A 21,961-nucleotide genomic window follows, 5' to 3' on the forward strand; every position below is an offset into this window, starting at 1 on the left:
GCCACACTCTCGCCCGGGTGGATGGGCTCAGAGCACATGGGGCAGATGGGTGGTGTCGGGGACGGGGAACACTAGGGGGACGCGCGCCCCTCGCGCCAGCGCTCGCGGACGTGCCGCTCGTGCTCGATGGTCACGTGGCCGCTCTTGATGACGAGCGCGCGCCCGGCCAGCGTAGCGACGATGTCTTCGGGCTCGGCGCACTCCCAGACGACGAGATCGGCGCGGCAGCCGATGGCCAGGCCGTAGTTGGGCAGGCGGAGAATGTGGGCGGGATGAATGGTCACCGCGTCCACCAGCTGGCGCATCTCGTCGGCGGTGCCCATGTGGGCGGCGACGGAGGCCAGGAATGCCATGTGCGTGAGGTCGGCGGTCCCCACGGTGGTGAAGGGGTTGCGGATGTTGTTGGAGGCGAGCGCGACCGGCACGCCGCTGGCGAGGAGCCGGCGCACCGGCGTGAGGCCCCGCCGGGGGTTGGCGTCGTCGTGCCGTCCCATGAGGTAGAGGTCGGTGGCCGGCAGGCAGATGACGCCGATCCCGGCCGTGGCGATGTCCGCGATGATCTCGTCCTGCTCGAAGGGCGGCACCGCCGCCAGCTCGGTGAGGTGGCCCACGGCCACGCGCCCCTGCCATCCGATGCGAATCGTCTGGTCCACGATCTCGCGGATGTGCAGGTGCTCGGGCTCGTCGAAGAAGTCGACGTGGAAGTCGGCGTCGACGTTGAAGGCCTCGGCGAGGCGGAAGACGATGTCGATGTGCTTGAGGGCGTCGGTGTCGTTGTACGGACAGCCGCCGACGAGGTCCGCGCCCATCTGGAGTGCCCGTCGGAGGAGCGCCTCGGTCCCCGGCGCCTGGAGGATGCCCTCCTGGGCGAAGGCGCAGAGCTGGAGGTCGATGGCGGGCGCGTACTCCGTCTTGAGCGGCAGGATCGCCTCCATGCCCGCCAGGCCGATGATCGGATCGACCTCGACGTGGCTGCGCATCGCGGTGGTCCCGGCGGCGACGGCGAGATCGAGCACCCGCCGGGCCCGAAGCTGGATGTCCTCGACGGTGAAGTGGCGCTTGGCCTCGGCGACGAGACGGATCGCCTCCTGGGCGGAGGCGGCGGGCGCGCTGATGCGCTCGGAGAGCAGCGCCTTGTCCAGGTGGATGTGGGCTTCGATCAGCCCCGGGGTCACCAGTCGCCCTCTGACGTCCACGAGATTGCTCCGGGGCGGCGTCGGCTCGTGAGCGGTGATCGCCGTGATGCGGGCCTCGGAGATGGCGATGTCGGCGAGGCCGTCGCGGCCGGGCAGGCGGCAGCCCGTCAGGCGGAGCGAGGTCACGTCTCAGCGCCGCCGGGCCAGCCGCTTCTGCACCGACGCCAGACTGCCTTCCTGATCGGGGCGCCCGTTGCGGCGCGCATAGGCGCGGACGGCTTGCAGGAGCTTCTGCCCGGTGGCCGGGTCCAGGAGCCGGGCCAGCTTGATGCCGTCCACGCGCATGATCGCGATCTCGGCGAGGCTCAGGATCCGGCAGCCCGCCTCGAGGTGGCCGCCGAAGGCCCCCGCCCTGTTGGCGAGGACGATGTGGCAGTGGACGTGGTGGTCGGCGATGACGCCGCTCATCGCGATGATCTCGACGCCCCGCGGCCGCCGCCGGTTGAAGAAGCGCCGCGGCGGAAACTCCGGGCCCAGGACCCCCGTCACCGAGACGTCGGTCAGGCTGCCGAAGCCCGTGAGGATCACGCCGTTGCGGATCTTCTCCCGTCGGCAGATCTCCTGGAGGGACTCGAGCAGGAGGTCGCCGTAGGCCAAGCGTACGACGACGATGTGGCCGGCCCGGGCGCCGGGGGCGATCATGCGCTTCGCTGCCATGTCTGTCTCCTCGCCTACTGCTTCCGCTGCCGCTCCTGGAGCGCCTTCAGAATGCGCTCGGCCTGCTCGATGTTCTTCCGGGCGTCCCCGTGCTGGGGGTCGTACTCGAGCACGGCGCGCCAGTGAGCGATCGCGGCCTCGATCTGCTCCTCCCGGTAGAGGCGGATGCCCTCGCTGTAGTGCTGCTGGATCGTCTGCGTCCGTGCCTCCTGGAGCAGCGCGGCCGAGTCCTTGTACCGGGCGTCGAGCTTGGTGAGCTGGGAGAACGCGCGGTAGGAGTCATCATAGTCCTTCTGGTCGAGGCTCTCCTTGCCGTACTCGTAGAGGATGGACTTCTTGAGGTCGAGCCACTCCGGGTTGCGGGGACTGCCCTCGAGCAGCTTGTCCACCCCGGTCAGCGCCACGTCATACTCCTTCCGCTCGAGCGCCTCGCGGGTGTCCACCAGCAGCGGATTCGTCTCGGTGGTGACGTCTTCCCGCACGGGCTCTCGCGGTCCGGGGGCCGGCGGCGCCGGCTCCGGCCGCGCGCTCGCCGCCGTCCGCGGCTCCGGAGGCCGGAAGGGAATGCCGGCGATTTCCGGGATCTTGAGCTGGCTACCCGGGGCCAGCCGGGGATTCGGCGGCAGCTGGTTGGTCTCCCAGATGACCTCGGCGCGCGCGCGATCACCGTAGTAGCGCTCGGCGATCGCCCCCAGCGTCTCCCCGCGGGCCACCGTGTGGAGGACGAAGCGGATCTCCTTCACGCCCTCGCGGAGCGCCTCGAACGCGGCCTTGTTGCCGGGATCGAGCGCCAGGACCGCCAGGAAGTGGCGGCGCGCCTCCAGCGGAGCGCCCTTTCGCAGCGCCTCCTGCCCCTGGCGAAGGCGGTTCGCCACCGCCCCGTCGAGCCGCGCCTGCAGCCGCCCCCGGCCCTCCCGGGCGGCGGCGTCGCGGGGATTGAGGGTCAGCGCGATCTTCCACTCGTCCAGGGCCCGCCGGAGATCCCCGCTCCGTTCCAGCTCGACGGCCTTCTGTCGGTGAGCCGCCACCAGCCGCTCGTAAGCGGGCGACATTGCCGCGGCGGGGGCGCAGGCCCCCAGGAGGAGGGCCAGGCCGATCGCCGGGAGCCGGTCGACGCAGCGGCGCGCCGTCACTGGAGCGCCTCCTGGTGGAAGATGTCGAGATTCCGGGCGAACTCCTCGAGGGTCATGTCCGCGTAGATCTGGCTCCGGCGGATGCGGAGCGGGTGGACGAAGGACGCGTTGCCCTCGCGGCGGACGGAGAAGGCGGCGATGTACCCGTGCTCGCGGACCTTCTGCGCCAGCTCGTCGTTATGGGCGCCGTAGGGATACGCGAGCACGTGCGGCGTCCGGCCCAGGCGCCGCCGGAAGAGCGCGAGCGGCTCCGCCAGCTCGATCTGCATGCGCCGGGTGAACTCCTCGTTCGGCTCGCCGGGATGGCGACGCAGATCGCTGTGCGTCTTGGAGTGGGCGCCGACCTGGAAGCCGTCGTTGGCCAGCCACTTGAGGTCGTCCCAGTCGAGCGCATTGCGCCCGTTGCCGACGTAGTCGGTGTACACGAACAGCGTGGCCGGGAAGCCCAGGTCCTTCAGGAGCGGATAGGCGTGCTGGAGGAACGACTTGTAGCCGTCGTCGAAGGTGAGGACGACGCTGCGCCGGGGGAGCTGGCGGCCCAGCGCCATGTACTCCATCAGGTCGGTGAGGCTGATCACCCGGTAGCCGTGAGTCTTCAAATAACGCATCTGCTGCTCGAAGCCGCTGGCGGCCATGATCAGGCGGCCTTTGGCCTGGGGCGCGAGGTTGTGGTAGACGAGCACGGGCACGAGCTGATAGCCGGTCGCGTAGACGCCGGCCGGGCTCCACGGCTTCTTGGGAATGACGACCTCCCGGCCCGGGGTGAGGCGGGCCAGGCCGTTGTAGTCCTCGATCATCCACGCCTTGGCGGGATCGCCGAGGAAGCGCCCGGCGAGGCTCTGCGTGGTGTCGCCGCTCTTGGCGAAGGTGACGATGAAGTCGCTCGATTCGAAGACCTCCCGGGTCTGCCACTCCGTCGCCGTGGCGCAGGCGCTGACCGCGAGCGCGGCCGCGGCCACCACGAGGGTTCCCAGACCCCCGGTGCCGCTCATTTGAGCCGCAGCACCTCGTACACCTCGACGTCCTCTTCCTTGCCCTTCACCTTCACCACGCCCAGCGGGCGCGCCTCCACGTGCTCCTTCACGTCCCGATAGGTGCGTCCGCTCATGAGGATCTGCATGGACTTGGCGTTGGATTCGAGCCGGGCGGCCAAGTTCACGCTGTCACCGATCACGGTGTATTCCATCCGATCCTGCGTGCCCACGGTGCCCGCCACCGCCTCCCCGGTGCTGACGCCGACCCCCACCGTGAGGGGCTCCTTGCCGGCGCGGATCCGCTGCGCGCTGAGCCGCTCGATCCCCTCCCGCATGGCCACTGCGGTGCGAACCGCTCGGATCGTGTGGTCCGGATGGGCGATGGGCGCGCCGAAGACCGCCATGACCGCGTCGCCGAGGAACTTGTCCAGGGTGCCTTCGTGCCGGAACGTCGCCTCGATCATGAGGTCGTAGAAGTCGTTCAGCAGCATCACGACCTCTTCCGGGCTCATGCGCTCGGAGAGTGCGGTGAAGCCGCGCATGTCGCAGAAGAGCACGGTCACCTCGCGCCGCTCGCCGGTGAGGACCAGCCGCTCGGGGTCCTTCAACAGCTCCTCCACCACCTCGCGGGCCACGTAGCGCGCGAACGCCCGCTTGATCATCTCCTTCTCGCGGAGGTTCTTGGCCATCAGGTTGAAGGCCTCGGTGAGCATGCCGATCTCGTCCCGGGAGGGGACGGCCAGCGTGACCGTGAAGTCGCCCTCGGCGATGGCGCGCGTGCCCTCGACCAGGCGGAGGATCGGCCGGGCCAGGAGCCCGGCCAGGACCACGGCCCCGCCGATCCCGATCAGGATCATGACCACGCTGATGGCGATCGTCTGGTTGCGGGCCTGCGCCAGCGCCTGTCCGATGGATTTCTGGCTGAACCCGAGGTAGATGGCGCCCACCGGCACCTTGCGAAAGGTCAGGGGGATCGCGAAGTCCATGATCCGTCCCTGCTCGGGATCGGTGTAGGTCTGGATCAACGGGTCCTCGCCCAGCCGCGTCAGCTCGGTGATCCGCTCGACCCGCCGGCCGATCAGATTGACGTCGGTATGGGCGACGACCTTGCCATCGTGATCGGCGATGATCACGTAGGCGACGTCCTCGTCCTTCATGGCGTCCTTCACCAGGAGGTTCAGCGTGAGCCCGTCGTTGGTGAGAAGGGGGTTCCTGGCGGCGTTGGCAAGGTGCTGAGCGATGGTGAGGCCCCGCTTGGTCATCTGGGCGGTCAGGCTCTTCTCGGCGCGATAGAGGAGGAAGGCGCTCAGGAAGGTCACCGTCACCACCAGCAGCGCGGTGATGAGCAGGCCGAGCTTGAGCTTCAGCGGCAGGCGGATCCGCGACCCGCGACCGGCTTCTGGCTCTGGCATCCCCCGTCTTTCAGCGTGATGGAATCGGCAACGGCGTGTTAATGACTCTAACGGGAGCGGTTCGCCACCGTCAACATCTGGCTTCAGGCGCACCGCGCCATCCACCGCATGTCGTCGCGGAGCTCGTCGAGCCCGGTCCGCTTGTACTCGTTGAGCCGGCGCCAGCCGTCGACCAAGGCCATCAGCTACCTGGGGGCCGGGAGGCACGCCTTCCGCATTGACCCGCGCCGCCACGATCCGGCTCGAGGTGGTCCGGCGCGCTCCCCGCGACCTCCCGCTGCCGGAGCGGAAGGGCGACCTGCCCCGGGGCCGCGCTCGATCTTCCACGGCGCCAGCGCCTCCAGGAAGTTGTCGGAGCAGTTGCGATGACCCCGGACGCCGAAGTCGTACTCGTACCGCCAGGGGTGGCGGGCGGCGATGATCATGTCGTGGGGCAGAGGCGCCGGCATCAGAGGTAGTGCTCGAGGGGCTGGGGCGGGGCCGCGAACTTCCGGATCTTCGAGTGCGAGAGGCCGAGCCCGACCAGGCTCTCGGCGACCTTCACGCCCACCGCGACCGGATCGAGCACGGGGACGCCTGCCCGGCGCGACAGCTCGGTGTCGTAGCCGCAGAGGCCCGCGCAGGCCAGGATGACGACCTCGGCGCGGTCCTCGGCCACGATCCTCTGGATCTCGCGCGCGAGCTCACCCAGCGTTTTGTCGCGGTTGGTCACGCACTCCTCGACGTTGATGTTGATGGCGCGGACCGACGCGCACTTGGCCTCGAAGCCGAAGAGGCGGACCAGATCTTGTTGATAGGGGATGAATTGCTGGAGCATGGTGAGGGTCGTGAACCGATGGCCGAGCAGGCAGGCCACGGCCATCGACGCCTCGGCGATCGAGACGACCGGGATGGTCAGCGCCTCCCTGAGCGCGTCGATGCCGACGCGGCCGAAGCCGGCCAGCACGACGGCGTCGGGCGCGTGCACGGCCACGGACTCCAGGCAGGTGCGGATCATGAACGCACCCGAGAGGTAGTCGCCGAAGGCAGAATCGATGTTGCGCGTCCCGCCCTTGGTGGTCACGCCGATCAGCTCGGTGCCGGGGGACGCCGCGCGCTTCGCCGACTCCATGACCGCCCCCGTCACGGTCTCCGAGCTGTTCGGATTGATCACCGCGATCTTCATGGGGCGACTCCTTGCTGGAAGCTATGAGGGGACGATGCGGCTCGGGGCCGGGGGCGGCAGGGTCCTCGGAGACCCGTTCCCGCCGCGCCTGACTGGGCCGAGCCGCAGAGGCGGGAACGCGAGCCGCCTTCACCGGCGCCGACCTCGTGGTCGACGAGGGCCCTGCCGCCCCCGGGCCCGCAGACGCGCGTCACGGCATGATCTCCCCACCGTTCGGATGCAGCGTCTGCCCGCAGAAGTAGCGGCTCTCGTCGGATGCCAGGAAGACGAACGCCCCCGCGAGATCATCCGGCGTCCCCAGGCGCTTGAGCGGGAGCGAGGCGGCGTGGGCGCGCTTGGCCTCCTCGGGCAGCGGATCGAAGCCGGTGTCGATGAGCCCCGGTGCCACCGAGTTCACGAGGATCCCGTGCGGCGCCAGCTCCTGGGCCAGCGCGCGCGTGAACGTCAGCAGGCCGCCCTTGGCAGCCGAGTATGCGGCGTAGCGCGGGCGGCCGCTGTAGGCGAGCTGCGAGGTCACGAGGATGATGCGCCCGCTCTTCTGCCCGATCATCACCGGCGCCACCTCGCGGCAGCACAAGAACGCCCCCCGCAGGTGCACCGCGATCATTCGGTCCCAGTCCTCGGCGGTCATCTCCGTGATCGGCTGGGCCTTCTGGATCCCCGCGCTGTTCACCAGGACGTCGATGCGGCCGAAGGCCTGGCCCACCCCGGCGACCATCGCCTTGACGTCGGCTTCGACGGTGACGTCCGTCCTGAGCGCCAGCGCGCGGCGGCCCTTCTTCTCGACGGCCTCCACCAGCGAGCGGGCCTCGGGCTCGCGTGCGATCCAGGCCACCGCGACGTCCGCGCCCTCGTCGGCGTAGGCGAGCGCGACGGCGCGCCCGATCCCGGTGTTGCCGCCCGTGATGATGGCCACCTTGTCCTGCAGGCGATTCATGCCGCCTCCCGCTGGATGATAGTCCCGCCCGTCCCCCTCGTGGCTTCCCCTATCCGGCCGAGCGAGGTGATGATGGCCGCGCGCCCGCCGGCTTCGACGAACTGCACCGCGGCCTCGACCTTGGGCCCCATGCTCCCCGGCGGGAACTCGCCCGCCGCCAGCAGGCGGCGGGCCTCGGCAACCGTGAGCCGATCGAGGAAGCGCTGGGCGGGGGTGCCGTAGCCGACGGCCACCCGGTCGACACCAGTGAGGAAGAAGACGCGGTCGGCGTCGAGCTCGCCCGCCAGCACGGCGGTCGCCAGGTCCTTCTCGATCACCGCCTCGGCGCCGTGCAAGCCCGTGGGCGTCTCGAAGACCGGAATCCCGCCACCGCCGACGGCGATGGGGATCATCCTCGCCTCCACGAGCGTCCGGATCAGCGGCGTCTCCACCACGCGCACGGGACGCGGCGAGGGCACCACGCGGCGCCAGCCCCGGCCGCTGTCCTCCACGACGCTCCAGCCGTGCTCGCGCGCTTGACGGAGGGCCTCGGCCTTGCGATAAAAGGCGCCGATCGGCTTGGTGGGACTCGCGAAGGCTGGATCGCTCCGGTCGACCACGACCTGGGTAACCACCGACGCCACCCGGGCCGCCAGGCCGCGCTGGCCGAGCAGGTTGTCCATCACCTGCTGGATGGCGTACCCGATACTTCCCTCCGTCTCGGCCACGCAGAGATCGAGCGTCAGCGCCGGCATCACCGGCTTGGCGATCTCCATGCGCAGTAGCTCCTCGCCCACCTGGGGCCCGTTGCCGTGGGTGAGGACGAGCCGGTGGCCCTCGACCACGAGGTCCACCAGCGGCGGCAAGCTCTGCGTCAGCGCGTCGAACCACTCGGACGGCGCGCCGACGCCGTCCTCGGTGCGCAGGGCGTTGCCTCCGATGGCGACGACGATGAGGCTCATAGTCCTGGGAGGGGGCTCCGACGCTGCCGCACCGCCCGGAGGGTCACGGCTCGGCCAGCGCCAGGAGCGCCCGCTCGAAGCAGGCCAGCGGCGCCCGGACGACGCCGGCGCCGACCTGGCCGGTGCCGGCCCGGCGGCCGGCGATGCCGGTGTTGATGAGCGGCGCGATCCCGGTCTCGACGACGAGCCGGACGTCGATGCCCGCCGGCGCGCCGCGCTCGTCGAGCGTCGAGATGCGGAAGTGCGGATGCTCTCCGACGCAGATCTCGCGGATCTCGTCGGTCGCGGCCACCGCCTCGGCCATCCCTCCCGCGCCCACGAAGCGGGCCACCGCGGGCGACGCCGCCATGGCTCCTCCGCCGAGCCCGATCGTCTCGACGATCGCGCTGTCGCCCATGTCCGGGTTGGCGTCCTCGGCCGAGAAGCCGGGGAAGTAGAGGCCGACCGGCGTGAGGACCGGCGCGGTGAACCAGCGCTCGCCGGTGCCGCTCACGCGGATGCCGAAGTCGGTGCCGTTGCGGGCCATGGCCGTGACCAGCGTCGAGTGGGCGACGCCGCCCGCCGGATCGGCCAGCGCCTTGCCGGCGGCCATGGCGATGTTGAGGAAGAACTGGTCGTTACCGGCGATGAAATCCGCCAGGCGCGCGACCGCGCCGTGCTTCTGCCCCACGCGGGCGATATGGGGCATGAGCGCGCGGGCCAGCAGCGCCGAGGCGGCCAGGTTGCGCTGGTGCATCTCGTCACCCATGCGGAGCGCCTGGGCCATGAGCGGGCGCAGCTCGACGCCCCCCGATGTCCGGAGGCCGGCGCCGAGGAGCGGGCCCGCTTCCACGGCGAGCCAGCGCAGGCGGGCGAGGACGCTCTCGTCGTTGGCGCCGAAGCGGAGCACCTTGCCTAGCCCCTCGTTGATGGTCGCGTGAGCCCGGTTGCCGTGCGCCCGGTTCTCGACGACGAAGACGGGCATGGAGGACGTGACGACGCCGGTCATGGGGCCGACCGCCTGCCAGTGATGGCAGGGCGCCAGCGTCACCTCGCCGCGCTCGATGAGCGCGGCCGCCGCGTCGTCGTTCGCCGCCCACCCCTCGTAGCGGATGGCGCCCAGGATGGCGGCGCGCATCGGCTCGCACATCCGGGTCCACTCGATCGGCGGCCCCGCGTGCAGCACCGTGCGCTGCGGCAGCCCCAGCGCCTCCCACGCCGGCCGGCAGTCGACCAGGACCGGCTCACCGTGAACGAGGTGCCTGAGGGCCTCGGCGTTGGCCCGCTCGATGACCTCCCGGCGCTGCTCCAGCCGCTCGAGCGCCGCCAGGAGCTGGGGGTCCGCCGCCGCGGGAGGTTGCCAGTCGGCGTGCACGACGGGAACGCCGAAGCGGGTCAGCTCCTGGGCGAAGATTGGCAGCCCCAGGCTCACGACCCGCGGGCGCGCGTGCAAGAGCGCCCGGGCCGAGTCGCTCATCGAGGGAGCGACAATATCACACTTGCCGGGCGCGGGAGACGAACCCGCGTAGCCCCGTCTGCCGTCCAGGCATGCAGAATGCAAGGTAGTATCCGGCGATGGATCGCGTTTTCGTATTGTCGCCGGCGAACCTCGGTGGGCCTCGGGCCCGGATGCTCATGCGCGAGCGCGCCGACTTCGATCTCGCGCACCGGCTGCGCCAAGCCGGCGGCGTGCCACTGGGCGAGGTGTTCAGCTTCGTCAGCGCTCTTTACTTCCGAGGGCCTCGCCGACGCCGGCCGCGTCGTGGCTCGCCAGCCAGGAGCGCGCGGTTGCCCGCAGGGCCTCGCGATCCGACGCGCTCACCCCCAGCGGGTCGAACCGATACCGGTAGTGGAGCCGCACCAGGGGCTCGATGGGAGCGGTGGTGATCGACGCGGGGCGCGTGGCCTCGATCCGGCGAATCCACGGGGTCAGAGGCTCGCCGGGCGCCCGCTCGAAGCCGAGCTCGGCCAGTCGCCGCTCGACCATGTAAAACTCGGAGTCGGCGCCGGGCCGGGCTGCGACACGCTCAGGCGCATCGGTGCGGGCGCCCGCGCGCCCCCGCCGCGTGCGGGAGTAGATCCGCCAGATCAGCGCCGCGCTGAGGGGGATCAGGAACCAGCCCAGGTAACCGGCCCACGTCCCCTGGCCCTCGCTCCACCGCCACCGTGAGAAGAGGAAGCCCGCCCACGACCAGAGGTCCCAGAACGGCTCCAGCGCCGACGCGGTCGCGGCTTCGGCGCTGCGCCACTCGCCGGGCGTGGTATCGACATCCCGCCACGCCCCGTCGATGTAGGCGAGCGCCCACGCGTGCGCGTGGCGGGCCCGCACGATGTACCGGTTCTCGAACCGGCTGAACTCGTCGGTGGAGTAGCCGACGGCGTAGCGGGCGGGCATGCCCGCCGCGCGGAGCAGGAGCACGGTCGCGGTCGCGAAGTACTCGCAGTGGCCGGCCCGGCTGCGGACCAGAAAGTCCTCCAGGGCCGCCGGTCCCGCCGTCCGCTCGGGGACGAACATCGCGTACTGGAACCTGGTCCTGAAAAAGCTGCCGAGGGTGGCGAGCGCCTCGGGGGGCCGCTGGGAGCGCAGGCGGAGGTCCTCGACGACGCGGCTCAGGAGCGGCGCCTCCCGCGGCGGGAGCTTCAGATCGTTCTCCGTCGGCGGACCGTCGAGGGAAGAGCCGGGCCCGAGCAGCGCCGTGTAGCTGACGAACGCCGGTCCCTCGTCGACCTTGACCGCGCCTAAACGACTCACCTTCAGCCCCACGGCCGGCAGGTGCTGGAGCTCGAACGCGCCCCCCGGCAGGGCCAGCACGCCCTTGCCTCGTCGGAGCGCGCCCGAGACCGTCATGGCCCCGCTACGGCCCGTGGCCGGGCGGAGCTTCCAGGTGGCGCCGTCGCCCTCGGGCGGCACCTCGGCGAAGGACGAATCGACGGCGAACCACGTGGACGAGTGGTAGGCGTTGTAGGTGGCCTCACGGAGAAGGGGCTGGGCGCGGCCCTCCCGCGGCTCGACTCTCAGCACGATGTGCTCGCCGAGCTTCAGGGTCCCGATCTGGCCGATGTGGGTGGTCGTGCGGAACGGGTCGACATGCCGTCCGATCAGGGCCTCGAACCATTCCGTGATGCGGGCCTCGATCGCCTGCTGGAGGTCATGCAGGCCGAGGTGGCCGCCGTAGCCCAGGAGGCTGACCCCCAGGACCGCGCCCACCCAGACGGCCGCCGAGACGTGCCGGGGCCTCACCGACCAGAGCGCCCATGCGGCCAGGACGCACACCGCGACGTAGAACGCCCCGCTGCGGACGTTGGCGGCGCTCGCCGAGAGGACGCAGAGGGCGACGTATGGGTAGGCGAGGTTGAAGCCGGGGCTCCGGGCGGCGCCCTCCCGGCGCGCCTGTCGGCGGAGCGTCCAGAAGAGCGTGGCCAGCTCGATCGGCTCGCCGCCGCTCAGGGCCTGGGAGGCGACGAGCGGCAGACAGATCAGCGGCAGCCACTGCAGCACGCCGATGACGGCGCGGTTGGCTCCGGCCGTCAGGCCGAGGTAAACCACGGCGCCCAGGAGCAGCAGAGTAGAGAGATCAGCGAGGCGGTCGAACTCGGCGCGCGCGAAGTGCCAGCGCCAGGGCACGAGGCGGGACGCTTCCAGGATGAGGGCTGCGACGACGGCGAGCGGCAGGAGAGCGGTCTGCCAGCCCCAGAAGAGCACCGCGGCGCCGACGAGGCCCGGCGGCGTGTTCATAGGTCGGCGGGGGCGGACGTTACGGCCCCCTCCGAGATCCATAGTCGGAGGAGGCCTCCCGGCCCCCTCCGAATCCATAGTTGGTGGGAGGTCTCCCGGCCCCCTCCAAGCCACCCCAATGGTTGCGCCGGCGAAGCCGGCGCTCGAGGGAGCGCGCGCGATTCTTGGGTTGACACAGGGTGTCTCACAGCCTGGCCAGCCCTTCGGCGATCCGCCCGACCTCGAGCCGGTGGAAGCGAGCAAGTCGAGCGCCCTCCGCGTCCGGCGTGTCGGCGGCCTCGGCCCCGGCGATCAGCAGCACCAGCGTCGGCACCCCGAGCGCCGTGAGCTCTCCCACCAGGCGTCGGCGGTCCTCGTCCCACGCCATCAGGACGCAGATGCAGCCGCTGACCAGGGCGTGGTGCTGGATGACGAGGTGGTGGAGCGCGCTGAACGGCGCCGTCCGGCAGGCTCGCACGCAGGCCAGGACCTCGAGCATCCGCTCCGCCTGGCCGAGCCCGCGCCCGGCCGTGAAGCAGTAGGCCGTGGGTCCCACGAAGAGAAGATCGAGCAGCGACTCCTGGGTCTGGATCGTGTAGGCCAGGGAGGCGGCCACGGACACGGCCTCCTCGAAGAGGTCGCTGGGCTCGGAGTCGACGAAGGTGTCGAGCACGAGGGCATGCCGGACGAAGAACTCGTTCTGGTGCTCCTTCACGATGAGCTTGCCCACCCTGGCACAGCTTCGCCAGTGGATGCGGCGCAGCGGATCGCCGGGGCGGTACTCGCGCAGTGAGACGAACTCCTCGGAGTCGCCGACCGACGAGGCCAGCGCCACGCCGCCCTGATGGTGCTTGCGCGTGCCGGGAAGCTCGAGCGGGGGCACCGGATAGCGTCGGGGAAGCACCAGCACCGAGTGCGTCGCCGGCACCGAGACCGCCGCCTTGCAGACTCCCAGCGAGTCTGGCCGGGCCACCGTGACGCCGGTGAGCGTGAGCCGGCCGCGGCGCAGCGGGGTGATCTCGGCCCGTAGCTCGCACTGGCCGCCGGGCGGGAGGGCCGGCACCGGGAGATGTCCGGCGAGCGCCGACTGTCTCTTCGAGACGAGCCAGACCCATCGGAAATACCCGATGGCCCGGTCGAACCGGTTGCGCCGGTCCTCGCCGGGCTCCCGGGCCTGGAGGAACTCTTCGTAGGAGGGGCGAGGATCCTCGAGGTCCTCCGACAGGAGGAGCCCGCGCAGGGCTCGCGGTCCGTGATTGCGGACGGCGATCTTGTAGATCAGCCGCTCGCCGGCGCTGGCGAAGCGCGGCACCACCCGGTCGACGCTGAGCCGCGCGCGCCAAGAGCGGTTCGCGGCGAGGGCGACGACGAGAGCGGCCAGCACGAAGCTGAAGGCCTGATAGGCGACCGTCTGGTTGGTGTCGAGCCCGAGCACCGCGGAGGCGAAGAGGACGCCCAGGAGCCAGATGCCGGTGCCCGTGAACCGCCGTCGGATCCGCCACTCCAGCGACGACAGGTGCCGGAAGCCGAGGTAGAAGGCTCGCCTCACCGTCTCTAGTGCCGTTCCAACTTGTTGATACTAAATCTGTCCACGAACGACGTACACGGTGCCTTCCTAGGCGCGAATAGTTGGAACGGCACTAGTTCAATCGGAGGGGGCCGCGACGGCCCCCTCCGAGGCCTCCCCCAGAAAGGGATTGCGCCGGCGAAGCCGGCGCTCGAGACGGCGAGGAGTGCCCGTAGTGAGCGCGCGCCATTCGCCCCACCGTCTCTAGGCCGGCACCGGGATCGCCTTGAGGATGTCCTCCACGATCCCCGGCGCCGTCGTGCCCGAAAAGCGCGCCTGCGGATCGACGACGAGCCGGTGAGCGATGACGGCCACCGCGACTTCCTGGACGTGCTCGGGGGTGACGAACTCCACGCCGTCGAAGAGGGCCAGCGCCTGGGCGGCCTTCATCAGCGCCAGCGAGGCCCGCGGGCTTCCTCCCAGCTGGACGCCCGGCGCGCTCCGCGTGGCCTGGACGATGTCGACGATGTACCGCTTGATCTCGTCCCCCATGCGGACGGCGGCGACCGCCCGCTTGAGGGCCAGGATGTCCTCGCCGGCGGCGCACTCCGCGATGCCGTCGAGCGGATGGCCCTGCTCCTGCTCCGAGAGGATGATGGCCTCGTCCTCCGGCGACACGTAGCCCAAGCCGAACTGGAAGGCGAAGCGGTCCATCTGGGCCTCGGGCAGGGGATACGTCCCCCGGAACTCGACAGGGTTCTGGGTGGCGATCACGAAGAAGAGCGTCTCCAGACGGTGCGAGGTCCCGTCCACCGTGACCTGGCCTTCCCCCATCGCCTCCAGCAGCGCCGACTGGGTGCGCGGCGACGCTCGATTGATCTCGTCGGCCAGCAGGATGTTGGTGAAGATGGGACCGCGGTGGAACCGGAAGGCCTGCTCCCGCTGGTCGTAGATGGACACGCCGAGGATGTCGGAGGGCAGGAGGTCCGGCGTGAACTGCACCCGCCGGAACTGCGCCCCGATGGAGCGGGCCAGCGCTTTGGCCAGCGTCGTCTTGCCCGTCCCCGGATAGTCCTCCAGCAGCACGTGGCCCCCGCTGGCGAGGGCGGCCAGGAGCTTGCGGATGGCCGCCGACTGGCCCTTCATCACTCTGGCGATGTTGCGGGCGACGGTCTCGAACGTCTGCCGGGGGGGCGGCGGGAGCCGGCGGCTCATGATCGCTCAGGGGCTCGACGCCAGCGAACGCCAGCTCGCATCGTCGCTATGATCCCGATCCTCAGCGGCCCGCCGCCACGCGGGCGGCCAGGCGGACGGCCTGAGCGTTCGATGGCATCACGGCGGCACCGAGGCCAGCGAGCCTGGCGACCTGCCCAGCCCGGCCTTGCGGGTCGGCGTCGGTGCCGGTCACGCTGGCGACGACGGCCAGGTGGCGGCCGTGGGCCCGGGCCTCCGCGCGCGCCGCGTGGAGGGCCGGCAGCAGCTCGCCGGCGGGATCGGGATGAGCGCCGTAGCCCAGCACCACGTCGAGGAGCAGAACGGCCGTGGAAGGATCGGCGCCTTCCTTCCGGATCCACTCGCGGCGGACGGTGCCGTCGATCATCGGGTGCGGCCGCCCCACCGTGAAGATGTCCGCGCCGACATCGACGACGCGATGCCCGCTGCCGCCACCCGTCACGCCCGGCGCCACGTCGGACAGCGTGGCGCCGAGCAGGGCGAGCGCCTCCCAGGCGAGCGTGCCGCCCGAGTACACGCCCCGCACGAACCGCTGCCCGGGCTCGAGCGGGCGCACCGCCTCCTCCACGAGGCGCTGCACCTCGGCGGCGGGCAGCGTGAACTCCGTCGAAGCCGGGCGTTCCTTCCGGGCCAGCGCGACGGCGGCGCGAGCGCAGTCTTCCAGTGACGCCGCGATGTGGACACCGGCGCCGACGGTCGGCGCCGGAGCCGCGGCGCCGCCGACGACGTGCACGACGCACCGCTTGCCGAGCCGGCTCACCGCTTCGTGCAGGCGGGCGGCAGCCGACGGTCCCGGAGGCTTGCCGATGACGCAGATCACCTCGGTGGCCCCGTCGGCGGCGAGGGCGGCGAGCGCCTGCTCCATCATGATGCCGCTCACCGCGTCGGACAGATCGCGCCCACCGACGCCGATGGCGTGCGAGATGCCCTCGCCGGCCCGGGCGATCAGGCAGGTGACTTCCTGGAGCCCCGTGCCCGACGCCGCAGCCAGGCCGATCCGCCCCCGCGGCACCGCGTTGGCGAAGCCGAGCGGGACCCCGTCGATGATCGCCGTCCCGCAGTCCGGCCCCATCAGGAAGAGGCCCCGCTCCCGCGCGAAGCGCTTCAGCTCGATCTCGGTCTCCAGGGGCACGTTGTCGCTGAAGAGCATGACGTGGAGCCCTGCTCGCAGCGCCTTCAGCGCCTCGGCGCCGGCGTAGAGACCGGGCACCGAGATCAGCGCCAGCGTGGCGTCGGGCCTGGCCCGCAGCGCGGAGGCGAGCGTCCGGGGTCGGGGACTCGCCCGTCCTTCCCACCCCGCCGCCGGGCGGGAGCTCAGCGCGGCCCGGGCGGCGGCCTCGGCCGCGCGCGCGGAGGCTTCGCCGCTGCCGGCGACGGCGATGACGAGGTCCGTGGGCGCGGCGGCGGACCCCTCATCGGTCAGGAGTCCGGCATCCTTGAGGAGCGCGCGGTTGGCCGGCGTCCCCATCATGGCCGCGGCGCGGCTCACGCCCGGGACCGCCTCCATGTCCCGCGTCAGGCGCATCAGTGTGACGGAGTCGTGGTAGGCGCGCGTCCAGACGAAGTTCCAGACCGGCATGGTCAGCGGCGTGGCCGGGCCGGGAGCGTCACTTGGGCGGCGTGATCCCGTAGGCCTTGATCTTGCGGTAGAGGTGGCTGCGCTCGATGCCCAGCCGTTCGGCCGTGCGCGTCATGTTCCAGTCGTTCGCGCGCAGCTCGGTCAGGATGTAGGCCCGCTCGAAGTTGTCGCGCGCCTCCCGCAGCGACCGCTCCCCCGCCTCCGCTCCCGCGGCCGGCGCCTCCTTAGGGCGCAGCGGCACCGGCAGATCGTCGATGCCGATGACGTCCCCCGGCGTCATGATGACCAGGCGTTCCACCATGTTCCGCAGCTCGCGCACGTTGCCCGGCCAGTCGTAGGCCAGGAAGTAGGCGAGCGCCTCGCCGGACACGGTCTTGACGCGCTTGCCGTTCTCGGCGCAGAAGACGCGGATGAAGTGGTCGATGAGGAGCGGGATGTCCTCCTTGCGGGCGCGCAGCGGGGGCGCCTCGATGGGGATCACGTTCAGCCGGTAGAAGAGGTCCTCGCGGAAGCCGCTGCCCAGGAGCGTCGTGAGGTCGCGGTTGGAGGCGGCGATCACGCGGACATCCACCTTGATCGTCTCCCGGCCGCCCACCCGCTCGAAGGCCTGCTCCTCGAGGGCGCGCAGGACCTTGGCCTGGGTCTTGAGGCTCATGTCGCCGATCTCGTCGAGGAACAGCGTCCCCCCGTCGGCCATCTCGAAGCGGCCCCGCCGCCGCGCCAGCGCGCCGGTGAAGGCGCCCTTTTCGTGGCCGAACAGCTCCGACTCGATCAGCTCCTCGGGGATGGCGGCGCAGTTCACCTCGACGAACGACCGGTCGCGCCGCGTCGACAGCGCGTGGATGCCCCGGGCCACCAGCTCCTTGCCGCTGCCGTTCTCGCCGTGGATCAGCACCCGCCCGTTCGTCGGCGCCGCCGTGGCGATCTGCTCGCGGAGCTGCCGGATGGCCAGGCTCTGGCCGATGATCTCCGTGCGCTGCTCGAGCCGCTGGCGCAGGGTGGCGTTCTCGCGCTCGAGGCGCGAGTGCTCGAGCGCGCGGGCGACGGTGAGCAGCGTCTTCTCGAGCGAGAGCGGCTTCTCGATGAAGTCGTAGGCGCCCAGCCGCGTGGCCCGGACGGCGGTCTCGATGGTGCCGTGGCCCGAGATCATCACCACGGCGACGTCGGGCCGGAGCCGCTTGAGGTCGGCCAGGGTCTCCAGCCCGTCCTTGCCGGGCATCCAGATGTCCAGGAACACCAGATCCGGCGCCTCGTCGGCGAAGACCGAGAGCGCGTCGGCGCCGCTGCCCACGGCGGTGACGCGGTAGCCCTCGTCCTCCAGGACGCCCCGGAGCGTCGCCTGGATGGCTGGCTCGTCGTCGACGATCAGGATGTGCTCGCCCGCCATGGCTCGCTCAGGCCCCGCCGTAGGCCTCGACGGGCGCGGTGGAGCGCGACACGGGCAGCTCCATGACGAAGCGGCTCCCCTTGGGCTGGTTGTCCTCCACCCGGATCGTGCCCCCGTGCTCGGTGACGATCTCGTGCACGATCGGCAGCCCCAGCCCCATGCCGTTCGTCTTCGTCGAGAAGTAGGGCATGAACAGCTTGTCCTTGTCCTCGGGGCTGATCCCGGGCCCGGTGTCGCTCACGATGACCTGCACCCGCCCCGCCTCGGGCAGATGGAGAGCCTCGACGTCCACCTCGCCGGTGCCGCCCACCGCCTCCACGGCGTTGTCCACGAGGTTGAGCATCGCGCGCTTGATGTGGTCGGGGTCCACCTCGAGCCGCGGCAGGTCGTCGCGGTAGCGCGTGGTCAGCCGCAGCGCGGGGTGCGACTCGCGGTAGAGGCCGGCCACCGCGTCCAGCAGCGACTTCAAGTCCGTGGGACGCGGCGTGAGCACCGGCATCCGGGCGAAGCGCGAGAACTCGTCCACCAGCCGCTTGAGCCCGTCCACCTCCTGGATGATCGTCTCCGTGCACTCGGTGATGAGCTGCTCGTCGCCGGGGTTGCGGGCCAGCCGCCGCTTGAGCCGCTGGGCCGAGAGCTGGATGGGCGTCAGCGGGTTCTTGATCTCGTGGGCGATCCGCTGGGCGACCTCGCGCCAGGCGGCCAGGCGCTGGGCCTTGAGCAGCTCCGTGAGGTCGTCGAAGACGATGACCGCGCCCGTGTACTCGCCTTCGGGGCCGCGCAGCGCGGTGGCCGAGGCCAGGAGCGACACGCTCACGCCGCTCCGGCGCAGGTGCAACTCCTGCTCGATGGCGACCCCGGCCTTGGCGCGCCGGATGCGGGCCACGAGCCCGACCACGTCCCTGAACGCCGGGCTGCCGAACACCTCTTCGACGGGGCGTCCGACGGCGGCGGCGCTGTGCAGGCCGAACATCCCGGCGGCGGCCCGGTTGAGCGTCGTCACCGCCCCTTGCGGATCGAGCGACACGACGCCGGTCGTGATGGCCTCCAGCACGGTCTCGATGTAGCGCCGCCGGTCCTCCAGCTCGGTGTGCTTGTCCTGCAGGTCCAGGTACGCCTCCTCCAGCTGTCGTTTCGACTGGGCGAGGTCGTCCGTCATCCGGTTGAAGGAGTCGACGAGCACGCCGATCTCGTCGTCCGCCCGCGCCTGCACCTTGTAGCTGAGGTTGCCGGCCGCCACCTCGCGGGTGCCCTCGGCCAGCTCGGCGATGGGGCCGGTGATGCCGCGGGCCAGGTAGAGCCCGAACCAGGCGAAGGAGAAGACGACGATCAGCGTCATCAGGAGGAAGAGCAGGATGTAGATGCCCTTGATCGGGTTCTTCACCAGTTTGAGCTGCTTGTACTCCTGGAACGCCTGCTCGATACCGCGGATCTTCTGCTCCAGCCGCTCGGAGACGTGGGTGCCCACCACCACCACGCCGATGACGCCGCGCCGGGGGTCGTGCGAGAAGACGGGGGTGATCGCCTCGATCAAGTCGCCGGACGCCAGCTCGCGGACGGTGGTCACGTTCTGACCCGCCCGCCCCAGCCGGAGCTGGCTCTCGTTGACCTCGCGAGTGGGGAGATCGCCGAGCCCGGGGTCCTTCACGTGGACCAGCTCCTGGCCGCCGGCGCTGAACACGGTCAGCGCGCTGAGTCCGAGCTGCTCCTGCTGCTCGACCAGGTAGGCGGCCAGCTCCTCCCGGTTGGCCTCGTCCAGGAGGTCGTCGCGGTCGATGACACGGCCGATGTGCTGGGCGTGGCGCAGGGCGGTGGCCTGGAGGTTTTGGTAGTACGTCTGGGCCACCCCCAGCGCCTGGTCGAGGGGGCGCTCGACCTGGGGCTTGAACCAGCCCTCGATCGACTTGTTGATGAAGTTGGAGGCGATGATGAAGATCAGGATGGCGGGGGCCAGCGCCAGCGACAGGAAGGCCAGCACGAGCTTCGTCTTGAACCTGGCCCCGATCAGCTTCTGCCGACGCTCGACCCAGAGCTTCACGAGATTGCGAAGAAGCAGGACCAGCAGCAGCAGGAAGACGATGAGGTTCAGGTTGAACAGGGCGAAGACGACGATGTTCGAGGCCAGCGGCAGTTGGGGCACGCGCATCTCGAGGCTGAGCGCGCTGGCGATCGCCACCAGCACGAGCAGCCCGCTGATGATGACGAGATTGCGCCGGCGCCGGCCCTGGTCGCTGTAGAGCGGCATTATTGGACCCGCCTGATGCGACGGAAGTCGGACTGCTGCAGGGTCTGCTCGGCGGTGCCGGCCATGCGCGCCACGAACGTATTCTCGCCGTTCAGCGCGGTGGCGGCGCGGACGCGGACGTAGATGATGTCGTCGGGGTCGAGCTCGGAGGCCGGCGTGAGCTTCGTCGCCCGCAGCTCCGAAAGCACCCGTTGCGCGTCGCGCAGGTCGCGCGTGCTGTACACCGGCCGCGTCTCACCCTTGAGGAAGGTCACCCGGTACTCCTTGGTGACGAGGTTGTAGGTGAGGTGGCGCTCGACCAGCTGGGTGGTGAGGAGGCGGTCGCGCCAGAACCGGTTGTACTGCCAGAGCTCGATGGTGAAGCGGACGTGGGCGGGGATGCCGCTGTGGATCGATTCGTAGAACGTCGGCGGCACGGCGCCCAGCGCGACGACGTGGACCGTCACCTCATGGTCGTTGAGGTAGATGGTCAGATCGCTGAGACGAATCTCGGCCCGCGCCGGCGCTCCCACGGCGAGCCATAGCGCCGCCGCCAGCACACAGAGTCCGGAACGCGCACCACGCATACGGCAGACAGGCCATTATAGCCCTCCAGCGGGCGGCCGAGGGCCGCCTAGTGCCGTTCCAACTATTCGCGCCGAGGAAGGCACCGTGTACGTCGTTCGTGGACAGATTTAGTATCAACAAGTTGGAACGGCACTAGCTCAGTCGGAGGGGGCCGTCGAGGCCCCCTCCGAGGCCCCCCCCAGGAAGGGATTGCGCCGGCGGAGACCGGCGGATCGATCACGTCGGAGGGGGCGTCTCGCCCCCTCCGACACCTCCCCGCATAAACTCGTTGCGCCGGCAAAGCCGGCGCTCGAAGCGCGGTTACGCCGCCTAGAAGCGTGTCGGAGTAACCTCGGTTCGAGCGCCGGCCTTGCCGGCGCAATCCTTTCTGGGGGGAGGTTTCGGAAGGGGGGCGAAGCCCCCCTCCGAGTTTCTAGAAGGCGGCGAGGCCGGGTGCGGGAACGAGCGCGCCGTTGCGGCGGACGGCTGGGAACGGCACTACGGCCAGGCCGGCGCCGGCCGGACGGCGCTCGAGGCCTAGCGCGCGCTGGACCGCGAGCACCAGCTCGAAGTTCAGCGCGTGGCCCGCGTTGCGGGCGATGACGTGGCCCACCACCGGCCGACCGAGAAGGGCGAGGTCTCCGATGAGGTCGAGAATCTTGTGCCGCACGAACTCGTCACGGTACCGGAGCCCGTTCAGGACGCCGCGCTTGCCCACGCCGATGGCGTTCTCCAGCGAGGCGCCGCGGGCCAGGCCGTTCTTGCGCATCGGGCCGAGATCTTTCAGGAAGCCGTAGGTGCGGGCGGGGGCGAACTCCTCGATGAACATGCGCTCGCTCGGCGTGCAGGTGAGCGCCTGGGTGCCGATCGCAGGATGGTCGTTGTCGAGCGTGTAGCTGATGCGGAGCGTTTCGGAGGGAACCATCTGGATCCAGCGCCCACCGCTGCCCACTCGGATCGGGTAGGGGATCTTGATGGGCCGGCGCGGCGCCGACTGCTCGGCGCGCCCCGCCGTCGCCAGCAGGGTGACGAACGGCTTGGCGCTGCCGTCCCCCGCGGGGATTTCCGGGCCGTCGACCTCGACGTCGAGGTTGTCGATGCCGAGCCCGGCCGCGGCGGCCATGAGGTGCTCCACCGTCTGAATCCGCGTCCCATTGCGCCCGATGGTCGTCGCGTAATGGCAGTTGACGACGCTCTCTGGCGCGGCGGGAATCGGCTCGTCGTGGCTCGCCACTCTGAAGATGATGCCGGAGTTGGCAGGCGCGGGAGACATCGTGATCCGCACCGGCCTTCCGGAGTGAAGACCGACGCCGTCCATCGTCACCGGTTTCCGGATCGTTGTCTGGTGCATGGCC

At 70.7% G+C, this 21,961-nt stretch carries 17 protein-coding genes; all 17 read right to left on the reverse strand.

Features of this window, described 5'->3' with window-relative positions; all coding sequences use genetic code 11:
- Positions 1-71 precede the first annotated feature (71 nt).
- The 17 genes from VGV13_21260 to lpxC all read right to left on the reverse strand — a co-directional run bounded on the left by VGV13_21260 (position 72) and on the right by lpxC (position 21,957).
- On the reverse strand, positions 72-1,322 hold the full coding sequence (locus tag VGV13_21260) for an amidohydrolase family protein (GenBank protein HEV8643614.1): 1,251 nt from the start codon (positions 1,320-1,322) through the stop codon (positions 72-74).
- A 3-nt stretch (positions 1,323-1,325) separates the two neighbouring features.
- Positions 1,326-1,853, reverse strand: coding sequence for a PPC domain-containing DNA-binding protein (locus VGV13_21265; GenBank protein ID HEV8643615.1), 528 nt, complete (start codon positions 1,851-1,853; stop codon positions 1,326-1,328).
- 14 nt (positions 1,854-1,867) lie between these two features.
- Entirely contained in the window at positions 1,868-2,986 is a 1,119-nt protein-coding gene (locus VGV13_21270) for a LysM peptidoglycan-binding domain-containing protein (protein ID HEV8643616.1), read from the reverse strand.
- Positions 2,983-3,978, reverse strand: a complete 996-nt coding sequence (locus tag VGV13_21275; GenBank protein ID HEV8643617.1) for a polysaccharide deacetylase family protein — start codon at positions 3,976-3,978, stop codon at positions 2,983-2,985. Before VGV13_21275 ends, VGV13_21270 begins: the two co-directional genes overlap by 4 nt.
- Positions 3,975-5,372: an adenylate/guanylate cyclase domain-containing protein gene (locus VGV13_21280; GenBank protein ID HEV8643618.1), complete on the reverse strand. Its 1,398-nt coding sequence runs from the start codon at positions 5,370-5,372 to the stop codon at positions 3,975-3,977. Before VGV13_21280 ends, VGV13_21275 begins: the two co-directional genes overlap by 4 nt.
- Before the next feature lie 448 nt (positions 5,373-5,820).
- Positions 5,821-6,537 (reverse strand): aspartate/glutamate racemase family protein, encoded by a 717-nt coding sequence (locus VGV13_21285; GenBank protein ID HEV8643619.1) that lies wholly within the window; start codon positions 6,535-6,537, stop codon positions 5,821-5,823.
- Positions 6,538-6,727: 190 nt separating this feature from the next.
- Positions 6,728-7,474 (reverse strand): 3-oxoacyl-ACP reductase family protein, encoded by a 747-nt coding sequence (locus tag VGV13_21290; GenBank protein HEV8643620.1) that lies wholly within the window; start codon positions 7,472-7,474, stop codon positions 6,728-6,730.
- Positions 7,471-8,415 carry a carbamate kinase gene (gene arcC / locus VGV13_21295; GenBank protein HEV8643621.1) on the reverse strand — a complete coding sequence of 315 codons (945 nt, stop codon included), beginning with the start codon at positions 8,413-8,415 and terminating at the stop codon, positions 7,471-7,473. Before arcC ends, VGV13_21290 begins: the two co-directional genes overlap by 4 nt.
- Positions 8,416-8,458: 43 nt before the next feature.
- Positions 8,459-9,871 carry a DUF1116 domain-containing protein gene (locus tag VGV13_21300; GenBank protein ID HEV8643622.1) on the reverse strand — a complete coding sequence of 471 codons (1,413 nt, stop codon included), beginning with the start codon at positions 9,869-9,871 and terminating at the stop codon, positions 8,459-8,461.
- 240 nt (positions 9,872-10,111) lie between these two features.
- Positions 10,112-12,130, reverse strand: coding sequence for a DUF4129 domain-containing transglutaminase family protein (locus VGV13_21305; GenBank protein HEV8643623.1), 2,019 nt, complete (start codon positions 12,128-12,130; stop codon positions 10,112-10,114).
- Positions 12,131-12,314: 184 nt separating this feature from the next.
- Positions 12,315-13,658, reverse strand: a complete 1,344-nt coding sequence (locus VGV13_21310) for a DUF58 domain-containing protein (protein HEV8643624.1) — start codon at positions 13,656-13,658, stop codon at positions 12,315-12,317.
- Positions 13,659-13,880: 222 nt separating this feature from the next.
- The gene (locus tag VGV13_21315; protein ID HEV8643625.1) at positions 13,881-14,831 is read right to left on the reverse strand and encodes a MoxR family ATPase; all 951 of its coding nucleotides are present in this window, start codon (positions 14,829-14,831) and stop codon (positions 13,881-13,883) included.
- Between the two features lie 61 nt (positions 14,832-14,892).
- Positions 14,893-16,428 (reverse strand): acyl-CoA synthetase FdrA, encoded by a 1,536-nt coding sequence (fdrA, locus tag VGV13_21320; protein ID HEV8643626.1) that lies wholly within the window; start codon positions 16,426-16,428, stop codon positions 14,893-14,895.
- A gap of 28 nt (positions 16,429-16,456) precedes the next feature.
- A complete protein-coding gene (locus VGV13_21325) occupies positions 16,457-17,815 on the reverse strand; it encodes a sigma-54 dependent transcriptional regulator (GenBank protein HEV8643627.1) in 1,359 nt (452 codons plus the stop codon).
- 7 nt (positions 17,816-17,822) lie between these two features.
- Positions 17,823-20,060, reverse strand: a complete 2,238-nt coding sequence (locus VGV13_21330) for an ATP-binding protein (GenBank protein ID HEV8643628.1) — start codon at positions 20,058-20,060, stop codon at positions 17,823-17,825.
- Positions 20,060-20,626 carry a DUF4390 domain-containing protein gene (locus VGV13_21335; protein HEV8643629.1) on the reverse strand — a complete coding sequence of 189 codons (567 nt, stop codon included), beginning with the start codon at positions 20,624-20,626 and terminating at the stop codon, positions 20,060-20,062. The genes VGV13_21330 and VGV13_21335 overlap by 1 nt, the downstream gene beginning before the upstream one ends.
- 413 nt (positions 20,627-21,039) lie before the next feature.
- Positions 21,040-21,957 carry a UDP-3-O-acyl-N-acetylglucosamine deacetylase gene (gene lpxC / locus VGV13_21340; protein ID HEV8643630.1) on the reverse strand — a complete coding sequence of 306 codons (918 nt, stop codon included), beginning with the start codon at positions 21,955-21,957 and terminating at the stop codon, positions 21,040-21,042.
- Positions 21,958-21,961: the final 4 nt, after the last annotated feature.

Source organism: Candidatus Methylomirabilota bacterium, from assembly GCA_036001065.1.
Lineage (GTDB): Bacteria > Methylomirabilota > Methylomirabilia > Rokubacteriales > CSP1-6 > MNEF01.

Coding starts and splice junctions, on each gene's coding strand:
- VGV13_21265 (HEV8643615.1), bottom strand. CDS start 1,853: ATGGCAGCGAAGCGCATGATCGCCCCCGGCGCCCGGGCCGGCCACATC.
- VGV13_21275 (HEV8643617.1), bottom strand. CDS start 3,978: ATGAGCGGCACCGGGGGTCTGGGAACCCTCGTGGTGGCCGCGGCCGCG.
- VGV13_21280 (HEV8643618.1), bottom strand. CDS start 5,372: ATGCCAGAGCCAGAAGCCGGTCGCGGGTCGCGGATCCGCCTGCCGCTG.
- VGV13_21285 (HEV8643619.1), bottom strand. CDS start 6,537: ATGAAGATCGCGGTGATCAATCCGAACAGCTCGGAGACCGTGACGGGG.
- VGV13_21290 (HEV8643620.1), bottom strand. CDS start 7,474: ATGAATCGCCTGCAGGACAAGGTGGCCATCATCACGGGCGGCAACACC.
- arcC (HEV8643621.1), bottom strand. CDS start 8,415: ATGAGCCTCATCGTCGTCGCCATCGGAGGCAACGCCCTGCGCACCGAG.
- VGV13_21300 (HEV8643622.1), bottom strand. CDS start 9,871: ATGAGCGACTCGGCCCGGGCGCTCTTGCACGCGCGCCCGCGGGTCGTG.
- VGV13_21305 (HEV8643623.1), bottom strand. CDS start 12,130: ATGAACACGCCGCCGGGCCTCGTCGGCGCCGCGGTGCTCTTCTGGGGC.
- VGV13_21315 (HEV8643625.1), bottom strand. CDS start 14,831: ATGAGCCGCCGGCTCCCGCCGCCCCCCCGGCAGACGTTCGAGACCGTC.
- fdrA (HEV8643626.1), bottom strand. CDS start 16,428: ATGCCGGTCTGGAACTTCGTCTGGACGCGCGCCTACCACGACTCCGTC.
- VGV13_21325 (HEV8643627.1), bottom strand. CDS start 17,815: ATGGCGGGCGAGCACATCCTGATCGTCGACGACGAGCCAGCCATCCAG.
- VGV13_21330 (HEV8643628.1), bottom strand. CDS start 20,060: ATGCCGCTCTACAGCGACCAGGGCCGGCGCCGGCGCAATCTCGTCATC.
- VGV13_21335 (HEV8643629.1), bottom strand. CDS start 20,626: ATGCGTGGTGCGCGTTCCGGACTCTGTGTGCTGGCGGCGGCGCTATGG.
- lpxC (HEV8643630.1), bottom strand. CDS start 21,957: ATGCACCAGACAACGATCCGGAAACCGGTGACGATGGACGGCGTCGGT.